This window comes from Streptomyces sp. NPDC054813, assembly GCF_053611365.1.
Genome location: NZ_JBSHAF010000032.1, coordinates 19979 through 39435, shown reverse-complemented (window position 1 = coordinate 39435; position 19457 = coordinate 19979). Strand labels below are relative to the sequence as shown.

16 protein-coding genes are annotated in these 19457 nt (G+C 71.9%); 9 read left to right on the top strand and 7 right to left on the bottom strand.

The features are described from left to right. Positions 1 to 46: 46 nt before the first annotated feature. The 6 genes from ACWGJB_RS42880 to ACWGJB_RS42855 all read right to left on the bottom strand — a co-directional run bounded on the left by ACWGJB_RS42880 (position 47) and on the right by ACWGJB_RS42855 (position 7398). Positions 47 to 2401, bottom strand: a complete 2355-nt coding sequence (locus ACWGJB_RS42880; protein ID WP_453385449.1) for a glycoside hydrolase family 3 N-terminal domain-containing protein — start codon at positions 2399 to 2401, stop codon at positions 47 to 49. 106 nt (positions 2402 to 2507) lie between these two features. Next, positions 2508 to 3428 (bottom strand): carbohydrate ABC transporter permease, encoded by a 921-nt coding sequence (locus tag ACWGJB_RS42875; RefSeq protein ID WP_453385448.1) that lies wholly within the window; start codon positions 3426 to 3428, stop codon positions 2508 to 2510. Continuing rightward, positions 3425 to 4276, bottom strand: coding sequence for a carbohydrate ABC transporter permease (locus ACWGJB_RS42870; protein WP_453385503.1), 852 nt, complete (start codon positions 4274 to 4276; stop codon positions 3425 to 3427). Before ACWGJB_RS42870 ends, ACWGJB_RS42875 begins: the two co-directional genes overlap by 4 nt. A gap of 53 nt (positions 4277 to 4329) precedes the next feature. Continuing rightward, positions 4330 to 5610, bottom strand: a complete 1281-nt coding sequence (locus ACWGJB_RS42865) for an extracellular solute-binding protein (RefSeq protein ID WP_453385447.1) — start codon at positions 5608 to 5610, stop codon at positions 4330 to 4332. Between the two features lie 301 nt (positions 5611 to 5911). Next, positions 5912 to 6352: a DUF5994 family protein gene (locus ACWGJB_RS42860; protein WP_453385446.1), complete on the bottom strand. Its 441-nt coding sequence runs from the start codon at positions 6350 to 6352 to the stop codon at positions 5912 to 5914. Positions 6353 to 6393: 41 nt separating this feature from the next. Then, entirely contained in the window at positions 6394 to 7398 is a 1005-nt protein-coding gene (locus ACWGJB_RS42855; RefSeq protein WP_453385502.1) for a fatty acid desaturase, read from the bottom strand. A gap of 403 nt (positions 7399 to 7801) precedes the next feature. On the opposite strand from ACWGJB_RS42855, the gene ACWGJB_RS42850 reads away from it, so the two are divergent. The 4 genes from ACWGJB_RS42850 (at position 7802) to ACWGJB_RS42835 (ending at position 11339) form a co-directional block, all read left to right on the top strand. After that, positions 7802 to 8146 (top strand): hypothetical protein, encoded by a 345-nt coding sequence (locus ACWGJB_RS42850; protein ID WP_453385445.1) that lies wholly within the window; start codon positions 7802 to 7804, stop codon positions 8144 to 8146. 143 nt (positions 8147 to 8289) lie between these two features. Beyond that, the gene (locus tag ACWGJB_RS42845; RefSeq protein WP_453385444.1) at positions 8290 to 8574 is read left to right on the top strand and encodes a hypothetical protein; all 285 of its coding nucleotides are present in this window, start codon (positions 8290 to 8292) and stop codon (positions 8572 to 8574) included. 227 nt (positions 8575 to 8801) lie between these two features. Continuing rightward, positions 8802 to 9254 carry a DUF5994 family protein gene (locus ACWGJB_RS42840; protein ID WP_453385443.1) on the top strand — a complete coding sequence of 151 codons (453 nt, stop codon included), beginning with the start codon at positions 8802 to 8804 and terminating at the stop codon, positions 9252 to 9254. A 369-nt stretch (positions 9255 to 9623) separates the two neighbouring features. Further along, complete coding sequence (locus ACWGJB_RS42835) at positions 9624 to 11339, top strand: SpoIIE family protein phosphatase (protein ID WP_453385442.1); 1716 nt, start codon at positions 9624 to 9626, stop codon at positions 11337 to 11339. Positions 11340 to 11482: 143 nt separating this feature from the next. On the opposite strand, the gene ACWGJB_RS42830 is transcribed toward ACWGJB_RS42835, so the two are convergent. After that, a complete protein-coding gene (locus tag ACWGJB_RS42830; RefSeq protein WP_453385441.1) occupies positions 11483 to 12949 on the bottom strand; it encodes a WGR domain-containing protein in 1467 nt (488 codons plus the stop codon). A 916-nt stretch (positions 12950 to 13865) separates the two neighbouring features. Between ACWGJB_RS42830 and ACWGJB_RS42825 the strand changes: the two genes are divergently transcribed. From ACWGJB_RS42825 to ACWGJB_RS42805, 5 genes are all read left to right on the top strand, one after another. Beyond that, entirely contained in the window at positions 13866 to 14348 is a 483-nt protein-coding gene (locus ACWGJB_RS42825; RefSeq protein ID WP_453385440.1) for a tryptophan 7-halogenase, read from the top strand. After that, positions 14345 to 14878, top strand: coding sequence for a flavin reductase family protein (locus tag ACWGJB_RS42820; RefSeq protein ID WP_453385439.1), 534 nt, complete (start codon positions 14345 to 14347; stop codon positions 14876 to 14878). The genes ACWGJB_RS42825 and ACWGJB_RS42820 overlap by 4 nt, the downstream gene beginning before the upstream one ends. A gap of 80 nt (positions 14879 to 14958) precedes the next feature. Then, on the top strand, positions 14959 to 15111 hold the full coding sequence (locus ACWGJB_RS42815) for a hypothetical protein (protein WP_453385438.1): 153 nt from the start codon (positions 14959 to 14961) through the stop codon (positions 15109 to 15111). Positions 15112 to 15198: 87 nt separating this feature from the next. Next, positions 15199 to 15708 carry a DUF3291 domain-containing protein gene (locus tag ACWGJB_RS42810; RefSeq protein ID WP_453385437.1) on the top strand — a complete coding sequence of 170 codons (510 nt, stop codon included), beginning with the start codon at positions 15199 to 15201 and terminating at the stop codon, positions 15706 to 15708. Then, on the top strand, positions 15705 to 19457 hold a 3753-nt coding region (locus ACWGJB_RS42805), incomplete at its 3' end, for a non-ribosomal peptide synthetase (protein ID WP_453385436.1). The genes ACWGJB_RS42810 and ACWGJB_RS42805, both read left to right, overlap by 4 nt.

Genomic DNA, 19457 nt, shown 5'->3' with positions numbered 1-19457 from the left:
AGCCGAAGAGGCGGCCACCGGTGGCGCCGCCTTCTCGTACACGTCGCTACTCCCTCTCGACGGTCACCGGCACCCCGTGCTGCCGCAGCACCCTCGCGTCCCGCTCCTCGCCCACCAGCCGGATCGCGGCCCGCACCGGGGTGTCCAGGCTGGAGGAGCCCGCCTCCAGCAGAATCTCGCCGGGCTCCACGATGCGGTGGCCGGCCAGGCCGGTGAAGGCCAGCCGGTCGGTGTGGACGTGGAACCGGACCGTCGCTCCCTCACCGGGTTCGAGGGCCACCTTGGCGAAGGCCAGTAGCGCGCGCACCGGGCGGGTCACCTGGGCGACCGGGTCGATCGTGTACAGCTGGACGGTCTCGGCGCCCGCGACCGCCCCCGTGTTCCGCACCCGCGCCCGCACGGTGAACTCCCCGTCCGTGGGCACCTGTTCACGATCCACGGACATCTGGTCGACCTCGAACGTCGTGTACGACAGCCCGTGCCCGAAGGGGAACGCGGGGGTCGGGTCGAGGTTGGACAGGAAGCTCTGCCGGTCGCCGAGCGGCGGGTGGAGATAGGTGTACGGCTGACCGCCGGGCGAGGTGGGGATCTGCACGGGCAGCTTGCCGCTGAAGTTCGCGCTCCCCGCCAGAAGTTGGGCCACCGCCCGGCCGCCCTCCTCGCCCGGCAGGAACACCTGCACCATGGCCGCGGCGGCGGACGCGAACCGGCCCACGGCGTAGGGCCGGCCGCTGCTGACGACCAGTACGACGGGCTTCCCGGTCGCGAGAACGGCCTCGACCAGTTCCTCCTGGACGCCCGGCAGCCGGAGATCCTCCACGTCGCAGCCCTCGCCGGAGGTGCCGATGCCGAACATGCCCGCCTTGTCGCCGACGACCAGGACGGTGAGGTCGGCGGCGGCCGCGGCGTCCACGGCGGCGGGCACACCGGAGCGGTCCTCGTCCCGGATCGGGCAGCCCATCGCGAACTCCCACTCCACGGAGGGGAGTTCCTCGGCCAGCGCGGTGCGGAGGGAGGCGGCCTCGACACCGTTGCCCAGGTCGTCGCGGCCGGCGAGGACGTGGTTGGGGAAGCTGTAGCAGCCGAACATGGTGCGGACGTCGTCGGCGCACGGGCCGATCAGCGCGATCCGGCCGCCGGACGGGAGCGGCAGGGTGCCGTCGTTCGAGAGCAGGACGGCACTCGACCGGGCCACGGCCAGGGCGAGCGCACGGCTGCCCGGCTTGTCGAGGTCCAGTTCGCCCGCGCGCAGGGCGGGGGACCGTGGGTCGACGTCCGCGTCCAGCAGCCCGAGTTCGGCCTTCTGTCGCAGCACCCGGCGCACCGAGCGGTCCAGCAGGTCCGCGTCGACCGCGCCCTGCTCCACGGCGTGCACGAGTGCGTCGCCGAAGCCGCGCTGGTCGGGCAGTTCGACGTCCATCCCGGCGCGCAGGGCGAGGGCTCCGGCGTCGGGCAGGTCGGCGGCCACCCGGTGGGCGTTCACCAGGAAGGGCAGCGACCAGTAGTCGGAGACGACGGTGCCCTCGAACCCCCAGGCGTCCCGGAGGACTTCGGTGAGGAGCCGGCGGCTGGCGGCGGGGGCCTCGCCGTCGATCTCGGCGTACGAGTTCATGACCGACCGGACACCGGCGGCGACCAGGCGTTCGAACGGCGGCAGGATGACGTCGTGGAGTTCGCGGGGGCCGGCGTGGACGGGGGCGTGGTTGCGGCCGCCCATCGAGGCGGAGTATCCGGCGAAGTGCTTGAGGGTGGCGTACACGCCCGCGCTCTGCAGACCGATGACGTACGCCTCGCCCATCTCCCCGACCAGATAGGGATCTTCGCCGTAGGTCTCCTCGCAGCGGCCCCAGCGGTAGTCCCGGATCACGTCGACGACCGGGGCGAGCCCCTGGTGGACGCCCGCCTCGGCCATGTCGGCGCCGATGGCCGCGCCGAGCCGCCGGATCAGCTCCGGATCGAAGGTGGCCGCCATGCCGAGCGAGGTGGGGTAGATCGTCGCCCCGTAGGCGGTGAACCCGGTCAGGCACTCGTCGTGCGCCATGGCCGGGATGCCGAGTCTGCTCTGTGCCATGACCTGCCGCTGGCGGTCGGCCAGTGCCCGGGAGTGTTCCAGGGCGGGCCGGGGCAGGGTGCCGTACGGGCGGGTGAGCTGGCCCAGGCCGTGCCGGGCGGTCTCGGCGAGGTCGCCGACCCGGTCGAAGATGCTGGTGCCCGGTGCCACCTCGGGTCCGGCCGGTTCGACGTCCTCCCAGGCGCTGCTGAGCTGCGCGACCTTCTCGGCGAGGGTGAGCCGGGCGAGCAGTGCCTCGACCCGCTCGGCGACGGGGAGGGCGGGGTCGGTCCAGGGACGGCCGTCCTCCTCCTGGGGGAGGCCGCCGTGGTCGGGCATGGTGGTCGTCATTCACGACTCCTCGGGGAGTTGCGCGGGCATGCCGACGGGGCCGGGCGCGGGCCCGGCCGTCGTACGGGGTGAACTGCCCGGTGGTATGGGCTGCTTGGCTACTTGGTTATTTGGAGAAACCGGCGGTGAGGCCGGCGACGAGCTGGCGCCGGGCGAGGATGAACAGCGCGAGCATCGGGAGGGTGGAGAGCACCACCGCGGCCATGGTGGCCGGTACGTCGATGCCGAACTGGCCCTTGTAGAGGGTCAGCGCCAGCGGCAGTACGGCCTTGTCGCCGCTCTGGGTGAGGATGAGCGGGAAGAGGAAGCCGTTCCAGACCTGGAGTCCGTCGTACACGGCGACCGTCATCAGGGCCGGGCGGGCCAGCGGCGCCGCCAGCGACCAGAGCATGCGCCAGTCGCCGGCACCGTCGACGATCATGGCCTCGAACAGCGAGCGGGGCACGTCACGCAGGAAGCTCACCAGGATCATCACGGTGATCGGCAGCGCGAACGCGGCCGAGGGAAGGACGATCGCGAGCAGGCTGTCGTAGAGCCGCATCCTGATGATCAGCAGGTACACGGGGATGATCACGGCCTGCAACGGGATCGCCAGACCCAGCAGGAACAGCCGGAACGACAGCCTGGACAGGCGGCTGCCGGCGCCGCGGACGATCGCGAACGCGGCCATCAGGGCGAAGGCGACCGCGAGCACCACCGTCCCCGCCGTGACGACCACGCTGTTGAGCAGGTAGGTCGTGAAGTCACCGTCCAGCACGGTCCGGTAGTTGTCGAACGTCGGGTGGCCGGGCAGCGCCAGGGGGCTGTCGGTGGTGAAGTCGGTGCGGTTGCGCAGGCTGGTGACGACCAGCCAGTAGACGGGTACGACGACGATCGCCGTCCACACCAGCGTGGCGCTGCCGCTGAGGGCGCGGCGGAGGATGCCGGGTACGGGGTTGGGCCGTACCGGACCGGGGGTCGCCGTGTCCCGGGCGGGGACGTCGTCCGGTGCGGTGGCGGCACGGGCCTTGGTCACGGTGGTGCTCACATGCCCTCCTGCCGGCTGTCCATCCGGGTGAAGCCGGACAGCCGGGTGGTCAGCAGCGACAGGCCGAGGCCGAAGACCACCAGGAGGGTGGCGACGGCGCTGGCCCGGCCCATGTCATGGGTCTGGAATCCGGTGATGTACATGGCCAGGGGAAGGACCCGGGTGGCGGTGCCGGGGCCGCCCGTTCCGCCGGACAGCACGAAGATCAGGTCGAAGTAGGTCAGCGAACCGACGAGCATCAGGGTGCTGGAGGTGACCATCGTGTACTTCAACTGCGGCAGGGTGATGTGCCGGAAGCGGGCCGCCGGTCCCGCGCCGTCGAGGGCGGCGGCCTCGTACAGCGCGGTGGGGATCTGCCGTATCCCGGCCTGGTAGAGCAGCGCGTGGAACGGCACGAACTGCCAGGCGATCACGAAGATCACCGTGTACAGGGCCAGGTCGGGCGAGCCGAGCAGCGGCTTCGCCAGCCAGTGCAGGCCGGGCGTGGCGCCGATGCCGAACGCCGGGTCGAGCAGCGCCTGCCAGGTCAGGCCGATCGCCACCGCGGACAGCAGCAGCGGGAGGAAGAACAGCACGGCGAACAGCGCCCGCACCTTCCCCTTCGGCGCCTGGAAGACGCCGAGGGCCAGCGCGATCGGCGTCTGGACCAGCCAGCTCACCGCCATCACCTTGACGGTGAGCCAGAGCGACTGCCAGGTCGCACCGTCGGTCAGGACGTCGCCCCAGTTGGCGAAGCCGGCCCAGCCGACGGAGCCCAGGCCGTCCCAGTCGGCGAGGCTGAGCGCCAGCACGCCGACGAGGGGGACAAGACCGAACAGGCCGAAGAGGAGGAGGGCGGGGGCGGCCATGAGGAGGCCGCTCGAACGGCGGCCTGCCTTACGGCCGGCGGCGACAGCGGTGGTCACGACCCCGCCTTGCTCATGTTCGCACCGAACTCGGCGGGCGGGATCTGCCGCAGGAACGACTTGTCGGTGTTGGTCAGCAGCGGGTCCGCCTGGTCGGAGGGCAGTGCCTGGTCCCAGGAGAGCTGGAAGCCCGGGGCGTTCTGCACCAGGTCGTAGACGAACGTCAGCCACTGCTTGTCCGACGACGACTTCACCGCGGCCAGCTTCGACTCCAGGCCCTTGACCGGCGGCACACTGCCGGCGGCGAGGTAGGCGTCGACCTGGGAGCCGTCCAGGACGTAGTCCTTGAGGTAGGTCAGGGCGGCCGACTTGTTCTTCGACGAGGAGTTCAGGGACAGGAAGTTCGAGGGGTTGCCGACGATGCTCTTCGGGTCGCCGGCACCGCCGGACAGCGACGGGAAGGCGGTGTAACCGAGGTCGCCCTTCTTCAGGAAGTCCGGCGCGGCCTTGGCTATGTTGGCGTACTCCCAGGTGCCCATCACCTCCATCGCCGCCTTGCCGGTGTAGAGGAGGGCCGTGGATGCGCCCTGGTCGTAGTTGACGGAGGAGGCGTTGTCGCCGAAGGCACCGGCCTTCGCCAGGTCCTGGAGGTACTGGTTGGCCTTGGTGACCGACGCGTCCTGCCACCCCGCGGAGTCACCGGAGGCGATCTTCGTGAACACGTCCGAGCCGCCCTGCCGGTCGAGCAGGTACTCCAGGTACATCAGCGTCGGCCACTTGGAGTTCGCGGCGAGCGAGAGCGGGGTGACGCCGTTGCCCTTGAGCTTCTTCACGGCCGCCAGCAGGTCGTCGTACGTCTTCGGCGGCTGGACGCCCGCGTCGGCCAGCACCTTCTTGTTGTAGTAGAGGACGACCGGGGCGAGGCCGTTGGCGGGGACGCCGTAGACCTTGCCGTCGAAGGTGGCGCTCTGCATCACGCTCGGCGTGTACCGGTCCGTGTTCGCCTGGGCCTGCGTCAGCGCGTCGACCTTGCCGGCCTTGACGTAGTCGTCGAGGGCCCCGCCGCCCCAGCTGAAGAAGATGTCCGGGGCCTGGTTCGCGCCGAAGGCCACGCGCAGCTTCTGCTTGTAGTCGTCGTTCGCGAACAGCCGCAGGGTGATCTGTGCGTCCGGGTGGTCCTTGTTGTAGGCGTCGACGGACTCCTTGAGGATCGTCTGGTCGTTGAGCGCCCACATCGTCAGGCCCTTCGCGGACGAGTCCGCAGACGATCCGGACGGTCCCGAAGTCCCGCACGCGGCAAGGGCCATGGCCGCCGCCAGGGTGACGGCGGACGCCACGACGCGACGAATGCGCGGGCTTTCGAGATGTCCGCTGACCGGTGTTCTCCGCATGGTCGTGCCTCTCTTGTTTCCCCATACCGTCGGTGAGCGAGGCAGATCGGAGACTCGTACGGAGTCGTACGGACTCGTACGGACTCGTACGAAAGGCTTTCGTACGTCACGTTGCCGACGGCCTGCCTGCTGGCCGGGACACTGACACGGGATTCACGGCAGGGACAAGCGAGGGAAATGCCTCGGTTACGAAATATTTTCGCGAACCGAGGCAAGTGGCGGGAGGTGCGGTGGCACGGCGCCCGGGTCAGAGTTCCCCGAGGTCATCCCCGAAGTCATCCCCGGGGTCGTCCCCGAGGTCACCCGCCGCGGCCGCCATGAGCGATTCCGCGGCGTCCTCGGCGGTGTCCGGGGGCACGACCACAAGGTCCCAGCGTCCGCGGCCGGGGGCGAGCAGGACTACGGTGTGCGGGGCGTTCGCCGCCAGGGCTCTGCGTAGTCGGACGACCTGGTTGGAGACGAGTATCCGGCCCGGCGTCGCGGACCACACCGCCCCGTTGACGGTGACGCTGGTGATATGGCCCCAGTCGTGCGGCAACCCGGCCAGCAGTCGCGGGAGTTCCACGAGGAGGTCGTAGGAGCGCGGCCACCATGCTCCGTCGATGGGCCTGGGCAGGTCGCCGTGGGGCGCCAGGTGCAGGCGGAGGACCGGGTGGGAGGGAAGCGCGGGTTGCAGTGCGGTGGTCATGAGGCTCCTGCCAACTGCCGTAAATGGATGCGTGGTTGCCGTCAGGCGCGACGCGCGGCGACCCGGTCCGGCGTCGGCCAGCGCACGTCGTACACCCAGCCGAGGCGTTCCAGGAGGCGGATGACGGCGGCCGACGGGTCGATCTGGCCGCGGTCGACGCCGTGCCGGGCGCTGGTCGGGTCGGCATGGTGGAGGTTGTGCCAGCTCTCCCCGAAGGAGAGCAGGGCGAGCGGCCACAGGTTGGTGGCGCGGTCGTGGCGGCGGGTCCGGAAGGGGCGCTCCCCGATCATGTGGCACAGGGAGTTGACGCTCCAGGTGACATGGTGGAGCAGCGCGATGCGGACAAGTCCCGCCCACAGCAGGGCGGTCAGGCCGTACACCCAGCTGCCGCCGATGGCCCAGCCCGCCCCGAACGGCAGGGCCAGGGTGAGGACGCACAGCAGCGGGAAGGCGCGCGAGACGGCACGGATGTCGGGGTCGGCGAGCAGATCCGGGGCGTAACGGTCGGCGGGAGTCCGGTCGTTGCGGAACAGCCAGCCGATGTGGGCGTGCAGGAGCCCGCGCAACTGGCCGCGCAGGTGTGTGCCGTAGCGGTACGGGGAGTGCGGGTCGCCGGGCCGGTCGGTGAAGGCGTGATGGCGGCGGTGGGTGGCGACCCAGCCGATGACGTCGCCCTGGAAGCTCATCGAACCGGCCACCGCGAGCGCGATGCGCACGGGACGTACCGCACGGTAGCTGCCGTGGGTGAGACCGCGGTGGAAGCCGACCGTGACGCCCAGGCCGGTGACCGTGTAGAAGACGGCGGCGAGCAGGATGTCGACGGGGTGGACGAGACGGCCCCACAGCAGCCAGCCGGCCAGGCCGAGAGCCACGAACGGCAGGACGACGATCACCGCCGTCACGGTCACGTACACCCGCTCCCCGCCGTCGCGCGCGGGCACCGGTCCGTCCGGCGGGAAGGGCGAGACGCCGTCGTAGCCCCGGGACGGCGCGGGAGTGTCCGGCGGGCTCGGAGCCACGGGGGCGGTGGGGGTTACGGGGGCTATGGGAGTGGATGGCACGGCGGGACTCCTTGACCTGGGCGAAGGCCGCTGGAAAGGAGGTGCGGCCGGGGTCACGGACTGCCCCTGGGGGATGGGTGGTGTGCTGGAGACGACCTGCCGGTAGGCACGACGCACCCTCGCTCCCCCCAACGTACTCCCTCGTACTCCGTGTGCGCGGGATACCAGGAGTGCGTCGACCGGCGCCCGCCGGCCGGACGCGCCCGGGCCGGCGTCGCGTTGACACCGGTCGTCGCCGGACATTGACTGGCAGGACGACCGAGGACCAGGCCATGAAGGGGCAGGGTCGACCGGGTCCCCGGAAGCCTGGAGCAGGCCGTCGAGAAGGTGACGCGAGGGCGTCTTCAGGCGGTGCCCCCCCATCGCAACGGAAGCGGTACACACGACGATGTACGACCAGACACGCGCCCAGCAGCCTGCGGACCGGTCCCCGGCCTCCGGCGGACGCCGCACCACGGGCCCGGAGCCGCTGCTCCCCCCGGAAGAACGGGACGAGATCGTGCGCCGCCTCGGACATGCCGTCAACACCTTCGCGGACACCCCGCGCGAGGCTCTGGCGGAGGCCGAGGGCGCCTTTGACGAGGCCGCCGCCCAGCTCACGAACGCCCTTGCGGAGCTGCGGCAGGTCCTCCGCACGGGCTGGCAGGACCGGGACCCCGAGACCGACTCCGCCGAACTCCGGGACGCGCTGAGGCAGTACCGGGAGATCACCCAACGGCTGCTGCGCACCTAGTTTCCGGCCAGGGCCTGTCCGGCAGAGGCCGGGGGCTCCCCCGGTCGTCTGCGGGGCCGCGGGACATGCCGGAGTAGAGTGGAAGATCCAGTCCGAGTCCGTCTCATACCGGGACACCGAACTCCGAGGTCGCCGTGCAGTCCATGCAAACACCCTCGGACGGGTATGCCGCGGTCCGTATCGTCGCCGCCTCGCCCGAGGTCGCCCGTAGGGTGGCGGAGGTACTGCGCCACTGCTTCGCCGCCACGGAGCAGCGCAGCTATCCCGCGGGCCCCGACGGAGGAACCCGCCTCGACCTCACCGTGGACACCACCCGCACGGCAGAACCCGCACGCTCCTGGCTCGAAACCAGCCAGTCCGGGCAGCGGGCCGCCGGCGGAGGTGGGACGGCGTCCGGGAACGGTCCCTCCGACGCCGTCGCGGAGTAGCGTTGAGTCACCGGGAGCATTTCGCACACCGACTCCGATGCCGGTGCCGTTCCTGGTGAGCGACGACACCGGGCGGCTGCCCTTGCGCAGGGGTCCGGAGACGGGTCCGCGCAATGTCCGCCACCACGCCTCGTGTCTCCCCACGGCCCGCTCCCCCCAGCCCCTTCAGTTCGTCTGGTCCGTCTGGTCCCTTCAGGGTTCCGACCGCGCGCCTCGCGCTGAAATCCGTGAGTCCTTCCCCTGGGGCCGCCGGATTGGACGGCGCCTGGTGGCCCCGTTCACGTGACCTGCCGAGCGAGCTCTCCGCCTTGGCGGATGTGCTGGATCCGCTGTGGGGACGGATCACCCGTATCGCGGTCAACCCCCGCCACTGGCCGGTCCTGCCACCCAGGATGTCCGCCAACGGCCATGTGCTGAAGGTCGGTTGGTCCACCTCGGAGCTGGATCCGCACGAGATCCTGCTGCTGTCCTACACCACGGGCCGCTGGGACCTCCTGGTGATCCCCCCGGAAACCGGGCCCCTCTCGGCCGCCCGGCTGATGGCCGCCGCGAGTGCGGACACCGGCCCGTCCATGACCGCGACCACGCTCATGACGGCGGAACGAGCCCGCACCGGAACCCCGGAGCCCGGGAAGGACGAGACCGGCGGCGCCCCTTCCGCACTCCTGCTCCGCCCCTGACGAAGTAGCGGCCTAGGCGAGACACACCGGCGACGGTCATGCCTACGCATCGGGGGACACGGCTCGCAGCGGCCGAGGAGCAGAGCGGCTGACCCGGCAGGGCCGCGCCCGCAGAGGCCGGCGTGACCTTCTCCGCGGTACGGCTCTCCCCGGCGCGCCGGGCGGCGTTCCGGCCGCCGGCGGCGACCGTGCGGTGGGGCGGGCACCCGGGAGGTGCGGGAACGGATCGTCGTGTCGGCCGTGCGGGCGGGCTCCGGCCGGGAGACCATCGGACACTGGTGTGTCGGTTTCCCTGACGTGCCCGCGGTCTCCGGTGCGGAGCCGCGACGGCTGGAGGGTGCGTGGTGACGGGTGCGTGGTGCAGGGGCGGTGCCCGGTGCGGGAGATGCGGGTCGGGCGGGGCCGGCGGCCGAGCCGGGTTTCTGGCGGCAGGTCGTCGACCAGCTGAGCACGGCCCTGATGGTGCTGGATCCGGCCGGACGGATCGTCGCCCTCAACCCGGCCGCCGAGCGACTGCTGGGCCGTGCCGCCACCGAGATGCGCGGCAGGGACGCGCACGATCTGCTGCACCGGGACGCGGGCGGCGGCCCGCTCCTCCGGGAGCGGTGCCCGCTGCTCCAGGCGCTGGCCGAGGAGTCCGCCGCGCGCGGGGAGGGCGACAGCTATCTGCGCGGTGACGGCCGCCTGATCACGATCTCCTGGTCCGCTTCTCCCCTGCGGGACGGCGGCTCCTTCGAGGGCATTGCCTTGATGTTCACCGACGTCACGGGCGACCACGGCGTGCGTCGGGAGCGTGCGGCCTACACGAGCGCCCTGGAGGACCTCAACGAGCGGCTGACGCTCGTCGCGGAGATCACCGACGTACTGGGCCAGACCCTGGAGACGGACGAGGCCCTCGCCCGGCTGGGCCGCCTGCTGGTTCCCCGTCTGGCCGACTGTGCGGCGATCGACCTGCTGGCTGGTTCCGGGCAGGTCCACCGCGTGGCGGTGACCGGTCCCGCGGGCCGGGACATCGCGCTGGAGGGTGGGCGCGAGCGGCTTCCCGATCCCGGGGAGGGGGACCACTCACCTCTCGTCCACGTACTGAACAGCGGTGAGCCCGTACTTCAGGACGAGACCGGGACGGCCGTGCCACCCGGCTCTCCCCTGGCCGCGGCACACAGCGGGTTTCTGCGGAGGGTGGGCGCGAGGTCCGTCATCACGGTGCCGCTGGGCTCCGGACGCCAGATCACCGGCGCCCTGACGCTGGTGCGCACCGATCCGGCGCACCCCTTCGACAGCGCCGACCTGGAGGTGGTGAGCGACATCGGTCGCCGGGTCGGCCTGGTCATCGACAACGCACGGCGGTTCGGCCGCCAGCGCGCCGTCGCCGAGGCCATGCAGCGCAACCTGCTCGCCCCACTCCCCCAGCCCGGCCGCCTGCGGCTGGCCGCCCGCTACCAGCCGGCCCCGGCCGGCTCCCAGGTCGGCGGTGACTGGTACGACGCGTTCGAGTTGAAGGACGGCACGCTCGCGCTGGTCATCGGCGACGTCGTGGGCCACGACCTGACCGCGGCGGCCGGGATGGCTCAACTGCACGGCATCCTGCGCTCACTGGCCTGGGACCACACCGGACCGCCCGGCGCCGTCGTCGACCGTCTCGACGACGCCATGTCCGCCATCACCACCGTCTCCATGGCCACCCTCGTCCTCGCCCGGATCGAAGGCCACCCGCACACCGGGCCGTGGACACTTCGGTGGACCAGCGCCGGACATCCGCCGCCCCTCCTCCTCACCCCGGGCGGACACGCGCGCTACCTCGAAGCCGGACAGGGAATCCTCCTCGGCGCCCCCCTGGGTACCGAAACGAGCCGACCCGACGCCACGCAGTCCCTGCCACCGGGCTCCACGCTGCTGCTCTACACCGACGGGCTGGTCGAGGTCCCCGGCAGCGACCTCAGCACCGGCCTGGGCGGGCTGCGCCACCACGCTCTCGCACTCGCCCAGGCACCGCTGGACACGCTGTGCGACCAGCTGCTCGCCCGCATGCCGCCCGGCAGCACCGACGACGTGGCCCTCCTCGCCCTGCGCCTGCCGGCTCTGTGACAGGGGCGGGAGAGGCGGGGTGCCCAGGCCCCGAGCAAGCCCCGCGGACGCCCCGAGGACGGACGGCCCGGACCCGGCGCACCCGGACCTCACCCGAGGCCACGGCACGCCTCGCTGTCAGGCTGCGCGGTCGCCGGCGGCGGTCACACCAGTCGTCTGATCTCGCCGCGCACTCGGTAGAAGCCACCCGAGGAGGAGTGCAACGCATCCACCACATAGCGTGCGCCGGGCTGGCGTATCGCACGCGGGAACTGGACGTTCCAACCTGGCTCATAGCCCTCGGAGAGCACACGCACGCGCACCCGGCCTCCTTGGTCGAAGCACTCCACGACGACTCCGCTCCCCGCCGCAGGGACAGCACTGACCGTGGCGACGGAGGCGGCGGTGGTCAGCGGTGCGTACGTCGGCAGGGCAGCCGCCAGCTTGATGTCCGCGGCGACCGGGACGGTGCCCGACTGAGCAGCGTTGATCGCGGCCTCGCTCGCGTCGATGCAGGCGAGCGAGCCATCGGTGGAGACGATGTACAGCCTTTCGTCGTGGTACTGCATGGAGAGCGCCGAGCCGCCACCCGTGCCGAGCTTCCACAGCCGGGCGCCATCGGCGGTGAAGCAGTAGACGGAGGAAGCGGAGTCGCCCGCGAAGACATACCGCCCGCCGGGGGACGTGGCACACGAGTAGACCGCGGCGTCGCACTGGTAGGAGGCCTCGATACGCCCGGAGGACTTGGTGAGCCGCTGGACAACCCGCCGCCCCGTCCCGGCGTAGACCGCGTTCTCCTCCTGCCATCCGAAGAGCACGTTGCCACTGGTCGCGGTGTGCCAGAGCTGGCTGGTGCCGTCCGCCGCGTAGGCGGTCACACCGCGGCTGTGCCCGTGGTACACGGCGCGGTCGTCGGCGCGCACCATCCACCCGTGTTCCCCGGACGAGTTGCGTGACCACTGAAGTTCGTCCTCGTGGTCGATGACCGTCAGACCGCCGTTGCGGTCGGAGACGTTCAGCACGCCGGCGTGGATGTCCAGCCAGAAGATGTCCACCTCTGCCGCTATCTCGTAAGCGGCGAACGGCACCTTCGCCGAGAGGTCGTACACCCGGCCGTCGTCACAGCCCGCGTAGATCCAGAAGTCGTCCGCCACCAGGCACTTCACACCGTCGGGCAGGGAGTAGTGAGCCAGCACCTCGCCGTCATGGCTCAGGTTGTAGACGCTGCCGTGCTGGTTGCCGACCCAGCAGCGGTCCTCGTCCACATGGATGCCGAACGCCGAGGCGCCCGTGGAGAACCGCCACAGCACCGGTGCCGTCGCCCGTGCCGTGGACGGGGCGGACGTCACCTGACGGCGCGTCACCGGGCGGGCTGCGCGCTGCCCCTGAACGGCGGGCGCGTACCCCTTCCGCACCTTCTCGGCTATCTTCTTCGCCGCCGCTGCCTCCGCCTTGTCGACGGTCGGAAAGGTGGAGGTCTGGCGCTGCCCGTCCACACCGATCCGTCCGTACCGCACGGAGACGGTGGTCCCCTGGACGGTCACCTCATAGAACTTGTGGGCACCGCCGCTTTCCTGGGACAGCTCCAGATAAGTTGTGTTCCCCGACTGTCGTGCCTGCGCAGCGGACACAGCCCACCCCTCCCCAAAGGCCCGGTCGGCCAGTGCGGCCGATCTCCAGCGACTCCAAACTAGTGGTCACCACTGACATCGACGCCCCGGCCGGATTCGGGGATGTGGGTATCCTCCGTGATCGATCGGGGTATCAAGCACGAGTCGACTGAGCTCGCACTCCGCGCGGCCGAGGCCGCCCAGCGGGCACGGCTGACCGGCTCGCCTGCCGAACGACTCATACCGGGACCCGCTGATTGATCACGCGTGTGCTGGTCCCGAGCTGCCTACCGAGCTCGTGGCTGCGGCCCGCCGCTTCCAGAACAGCTGAGGCTCCGTACCTCGGGCTGTGCAAAACCGCAGGTCAGTTGCCCTTACCGGCCAGTTCGAGAATCGCCACGCACTCCACTTTCATCGGAAAGATGTACGGAATGGCGAGACACGCAGAACCCGCAGGTCAGCAACCCTTTTCACCCTGCTGCCGAGCTCTCCGTGCGGCCGGAGCGCCACATGAGCGCCAACTCCGGCCGCCTCGAGGGCGCGCAGGAAGACTTCGGGCGGTCGGAGGCGGGCAGCCGGACGAGCGCACCGACCGCACGGAAGGCGGCTTGCCCGCCCGCCGCCACCTCGACCGTCAGCCCGCTTCCGCCGACCTGCTTCCCTCGGCACGCCCGACGTTGCCCGGCAGGACATTTCGGCAATACACCGAATTCCGGTACAACCGCAAACGCCTGCATTCGGCGGTGGGTTACCGCCTGCCGCAGGAGGTCCACGCCGGACATCAGCGACTTCGGCTCGTTGCGAGAAACGCAGGGCGCCTCCGACGGCGTGCGGAGCGGAGCGCATGGTCATCGATGGGTCGGCTATAGCCGCGGCCTCCAGGGTGGTCGGGTCGGTTCGGCACTCGAACCGCTCCGCGTTCTCAAGGAGGCACGGGATGGTTCATCCAGTCCTGATCGTGGGGGGCGGCACATCCGGATGGATGAGCGCGTCGTACCCCAAGGCCACGTTCGGCGACAAGGTGGACGGCACCCCGGTCGAGTCGAACCGGGTCGGGACGATCGGTGTCGGCGAGGCGACCTCCAGTACGGTCCGGCACTCCGTCGACTTCCTGGGCCTGGACGAGACGGAGTGGATGCCGACGGCCTCCGGCTCCGCCAAGCACGGCATCCGCTTCGAGAACCTGCGCGGCGACGGCACGCACTTCCACCACCCGTTCGAGCGGCCGCGCGTCTCCGACGGCTTCCACCTCGCCGACTGGTGGCTGCAAATCGGCGGCAGGTCCAAGAGCTTCGACGAGGGATGCTCCCTGACGGCCGAGGCGGCCGATCCGGCCAAGGCGCTGCCCGGCACTCGTGAGTACCTGAGCAGCCTGCGCGAGCGCCAGGACCGGGCACCCGGCTCCGTGCCGACGCCGTGACGGGGCCCGATCGCGTCGGCACCCCCGGCGCGACCGGCACCGAGCCGTTCGTGGACGAGTACCGGTCGCTGATGAGCAGTTTCCCGACCGGTGTCGCCGTGATCACGTCCTCGCTGGAGAACGGCGCGCCGCAGGGGCTGACGTGCTCGTCCCTCACGAGTGTGACCCTGTCCCCGCCGACCCTGCTGGTCTGTGTGGAGGTCTCCAGCGTGACCCTGGCGGTTGCGGCCCGCTGCGGTGCGTTCGCGGTGAACCTGCTGCACGCCCGCGCGGCCAGCACGGCCCGGCTCTTCTCGACCCGGAACGTGGACCGCTTCGCCCAGGTGCGCTGGCAGCGCACCCAGCACTGCGGTATGCCGTGGCTCGTCGACGACGTGCTGGCTGTGGCCGAGTGCCAGCTGGGCGACGTCCAGGTGGTCGGCACCCACGCCGTGGTCTTCGGCCAGGTCGAGGCCATCACCTTGTTCGACGAGGCGCCACTGCTCTACGGCAGGCGGCAGTTCGCGTCCTGGCCCATGGGAGTGGGATGAACAACGACCTGGCGCCGTGGCCGGCCCCCGGAACCGCCCGGCCACGGTCTCGTCCCGGCTGTCCGGCTCGGCCCGTCGCGATGGCGCTCCTGACCACCATCGCTACCGGACCGCCTCTCACCCTGCTCGTCGGCCGGACCTGGCAGTCGGGCCAAGCCGCCGCGGCGCCGCCGGCCCACATGGATCTCGTCGGCGCGGCCTCCGGTCGGCCCGGCGAGCACCGCGTGCCCTGAGCCGCACAGTGCCCTGAGCCGCACCGGCCGAATACCGGAGCGTCGGCGAGCCTGGCAGCCGCCGACCCCGTCCGAAAGTGGAGTCCCATGCCTGCCGAATTCCATATCGCCCAGGTCAACATCGGCCTGCCCGCGGTGCCCGTCGACTCGCCCGGGTTCCGTGACTTCGTCGAGAACTTCGACCCGATCAACCGCCAGGCCCAGTTCAGCAAGGGCTATGTGTGGCGGCTCTTCGGCGGGTCCTCGGACGGGCGCCGGGTGGTGGACGCGGTGTGGCCCGACGACTCGCGGGTCATCGTCAACCTCTCCGTCTGGGAGACGCTGGACGACCTCCGTGACTTCGTCTACCAGGGGGACCACGCGGCCTTCATGCGGCGCCGCAAGGAGTTCTTCGTCTCCATGCCGGAGGCCTTCCAGGTGCTCTGGTGGGTCCCGGCCTGGACCGTGCCCACCGTCGAGGAGGCGCATGCCCGGCTCCTGCACCTGCGCGAGCACGGGCCGACCCCGCAAGCCTTCACCTTCCGCAAGGTCTTCCCGCCGCAGTCGGCGGAGGGCTCCCTGGAGGGGTCCGCGATCGAGGCCGGGGAGCAGCGATGAGCCTGCCGGCGGAGCGCCTGTCGGCCGCACAGCTCGGTGCCTGGGCCGCGCAGCGCCTCGATGCCACCGGGCGCCGCTTCGTCATCGCGGGCTACGCCGAGGTCGGCGGCCCGGTCGACGAGGCGGTGCTCGGGCAGGCGTGGCGGCGGCTGGCCGAGGAGTGCGGGGTGCTGCGGCTGCGCGCCGTAGAGCAGGACGGCACCTGGGTGACCGCCCCGGCCAATGAGGCGGACGGCTTCGCGCTGGTGGACCTCACCGCGGCCGCCGACCCCCGGGCGGCCGCGGCGGACTGGATGCGGGCGGATCTGCGCCGGCCCACCGACCTCGAACAGGGCCCGCTGTCCCGCGCCGCGCTGCTGCGCCTGGCGCCCGACCTGCACTTCTTCTACCAGCGGTACCACCACTGCGCGGCCGACGCGACCACGTACGCGATGGTCCTCGGCCGGCTCGGCGAACTGTATTCGGCGCTCGCCGCCGGGGAGGCCCCCAGCGCAGGACGCTTCGAGCCGTTCCCGGCGCTCGCCGCGGCGGACGCGGTGTACCGCGGGTCCGAGCAGTACGCGCTGGACTCCGCGTACTGGACCGAGCACTTCGCCGACCGGCCGCTGCCGAGCCGGCTCACCGTCCGCACCAGCCCACCGGCCGGTGCCGACGCCCACCCCCAGCGGATCAGCCGCACCGGCGTACTCGCCGTCGAGTCGGTCCGCGCGCTGCGCGACCTGGCCCGCGAGCGGCGCACCGGCTGGCCCGTGGTGGTCACAGCGATAACCGCGGCCTACCTCGCCCGGATGACCGCCCGTGAGGAGGTCGTGCTGGGCCTGCCGGTGGCGGCCCGGACGTCCCCGGGCGAACGGCGCTCTCCGGGCATGGCCAGCAACACGGTGCCGCTGCGGATCACCGTACCGGCCGGGGCAAGCCTGGCCGACCTGCTCGTTCAGGTGGGCGAGGAGTTCACGGCCGCGCTGCGCCACCAGCGGTTCCGGCACGAGGACCTCACCCGAGCTCTCGGCCTCGCCGGGGACGAGTTCGGCCTGCTCGGCGCGATGGTCAACTTCCTGCCCGCGCTGCCCACCACCGCGTGGGCCGGGCACCCGGTGACCGTGCACAGTCTGTCGGCCGGTCCCGCGCCCGACCTGACCTTCGGGATCGGGAGCCCGGCCGAGGGCGGCGTCGGGATCGCCTGCGACGCCAGCCCTGACTACTTCACCGAGGAGGAGGTGCGGGCGCACCGTGACCGCTTCCTGCGGTTCGCCGAGGCCGCCGCGGCCCGGCCCGCCCTGGCGGTCGGCCGGCTGCCACTCCTTTCCGACGAGGAGCGACGGGTGGTCCTCGGCGAGGGAAACGACACCGCGCGGGAGCCGGGCATCCGGTTCGTCGCGCGGACCGTCGCGGAGCGGGCCGCCGCGCACCCGTCCGATCTCGCACTGGTCGCGGGTCCGGAGACCCTGACGTACGCACAGCTCGACGAGCGGGCCGGGGTACTGGCCCGTGAGCTGGCAGAGCGTGGGGTCGGGCCGGAGGACCGTGTCGCGATCACGCTGCCGCGCTCACCAGAGCTCGTGGTGGCGATGCTCGCCGTCCTGAAGGCCGGGGCCGCGTACGTCCCGGTGGACCCGGAGTACCCGGAACAGCGCCGGAACCTGCTGATCGCCGACTCCCGGCCGGCCTGTGTCATCGACCGCACCGGCGCGGTGACCGGGCGCGGCGGCAGCGCGGCGGCCGGACGCGAGGTGCTGGCCGAGCACCCGGCGTACGTCATCTACACCTCTGGTTCGACGGGCAGGCCGAAGGGCGTCGTTGTCTCGCACGCCGGGCTGTCGAACCTCGTCGACGACCACATCACCCGGTTCGGCTTCGAACGCGGCAGCCGGGCCCTGCAGTTCGTCTCCCCTAGCTTCGATGCCGCAGTGGCCGACATCTGGCCCACGCTGGCCTCGGGCGCCTGCCTGGTGCTGGCCCCGGTGGGCCGCACGCTCTCCGGCGGCTACCTGCACGACTTCCTGCGCGAGCAGCGGATCACGCACGCCGCGCTGCCGCCGGTCGTCGTCGCGACGTTGCCCGACGTCCCGCTGCCCGAGTTGCGGGTGCTGGTGGTGGGCGGCGCGGACTGCGCGCCCGAGGTGGCCGAGCGCTGGTCGGCCGGGCGCCGGATGTTCAACGCCTACGGCCCGACAGAGGCGACGGTGACGGCCTCGTGCAGCGTGCCGCTGTTCGGCCGCGTGAAGCCGACGATCGGTATGCCGATCCAGAACGCCCGGATGTTCGTGCTCGACGACGAGCTCCAGCCGGTGCCCGCCTCGGTACCGGGTGAGCTGTACGTGGCGGGTGTCGGCCTGGCACGCGGCTACCAGGACCGCCCGGCGGCGACGGCGGAGAAGTTCCTGCCCTGCCCGATCGGCCCGGCCGGCACCCGGATGTACCGGACCGGCGACCTGGCCCGCCGCCGCGCCGACGGCACCCTGGAGTACCTCGGCCGCGTCGATGCCCAGATCAAGCTCCGCGGTTTCCGTATCGAGCCGGGCGAGATCGAGTCCGTCCTCGCCCGCGACGAAGCCGTCGCGGGCGCACTGGTGGTCGCCGCCGCCGGCGGGACGCGGCTGCACGCCTACGTGGTGCCCGAGCCCGGCACCACCGTGGACCGGGCGGCCCTGCGGCGCCGCGCGGCCGGCTCGCTGCCGGACTTCATGGTCCCAGCCGCGATCGTGGTCCTGGACGCCTTCCCGCTCACCCCGAACGGCAAGGTGGACCGCGTCGCGCTGCCCGAGCCCGACTTCGCGCACCCCGAGACGGAGGGCGCGGAGCCGGTCACCGAGGCCGAGACGGCACTGTGTGCGGTCTTCGCCAAGGTGCTGGGCGTGCCGCGGTTCGGCGTGAACGAATCCTTCTTCGACCACGGCGGCGACTCCATCATGGCCCTCCAGGTCGTCTCGCTGGCGCGGGAGGCGGGGGTCGGCCTGTCACCCACCGATGTGTTCCGCCACCGGACCCCGCGCGAGCTCGCAACCGTCGCCCACACCGAGGAAGCCCCGGCCGAGCCGGTCGCCGAGCCGTCCGGGCTCGTCCCGCCGACCCCGGCCCTCGCCTGGTTCGGCGAGGTGACCGGGTGGAAGCACGGGGTGCGCGGGTTCAACCAGTCCGTGGTGGTGCGGGTGCCCCGGGAGGCCGACCTGCCCTCACTGCGGGCGGCGCTCGAGGCCGTGGTGGACCGGCACGATGCCTTGCGCGCGGTCCTGGTCGCGGGCGACCGCGACACGCCCCGGCTGCTGGTCCGCGAGACCGGCCGGCACGACGTCACCGACTGGTTGACCACCGTCCCCGGGCCGGCGACGCCGGAGGCCCTCGACGAGCAGACCGCCCTCGCGCGCGACCTGCTCGACCCCTGGCACGGCGACATGCTCCGGGCGGTCTGGTTCGACAACGGCCGCGAGCAGGACGGCAGGCTGCTGCTCATGGCCCACCATCTGGTGGTCGACGGGGTGTCCTGGCGCATCCTGCTCGCCGACCTCGCGTCCGCGTGGGACGCGGTGCGTGCAGGCCGGCGGCCCGGGCTGCCGCCGGTCCCCACCTCGCTGCGGGACTGGTCGCACCGGCTCCACGCGGCCGTCGCCGACACGGCGGACGAGGCGGGCTTCTGGCAGGAGGTGTTGCGGACCCCCGATCCGCGGAATTCGCCGCGCGGCCGCGGCCCGCCGCGGTGGCGGGATGTGTGTGCGCGCGGACCGCGTCGAGCGACGCTCACGCGCCGACCT

Coding starts and splice junctions, on each gene's coding strand:
- ACWGJB_RS42845 (WP_453385444.1), top strand. CDS start 8,290: ATGCAAACACCCTCGGACGGGTATGCCGCGGTCCGTATCGTCGCCGCC.
- ACWGJB_RS42815 (WP_453385438.1), top strand. CDS start 14,959: ATGGCGCTCCTGACCACCATCGCTACCGGACCGCCTCTCACCCTGCTC.
- ACWGJB_RS42810 (WP_453385437.1), top strand. CDS start 15,199: ATGCCTGCCGAATTCCATATCGCCCAGGTCAACATCGGCCTGCCCGCG.
- ACWGJB_RS42880 (WP_453385449.1), bottom strand. CDS start 2,401: ATGACGACCACCATGCCCGACCACGGCGGCCTCCCCCAGGAGGAGGAC.
- ACWGJB_RS42825 (WP_453385440.1), top strand. CDS start 13,866: ATGGTTCATCCAGTCCTGATCGTGGGGGGCGGCACATCCGGATGGATG.
- ACWGJB_RS42870 (WP_453385503.1), bottom strand. CDS start 4,276: ATGGCCGCCCCCGCCCTCCTCCTCTTCGGCCTGTTCGGTCTTGTCCCC.
- ACWGJB_RS42850 (WP_453385445.1), top strand. CDS start 7,802: ATGTACGACCAGACACGCGCCCAGCAGCCTGCGGACCGGTCCCCGGCC.
- ACWGJB_RS42860 (WP_453385446.1), bottom strand. CDS start 6,352: ATGACCACCGCACTGCAACCCGCGCTTCCCTCCCACCCGGTCCTCCGC.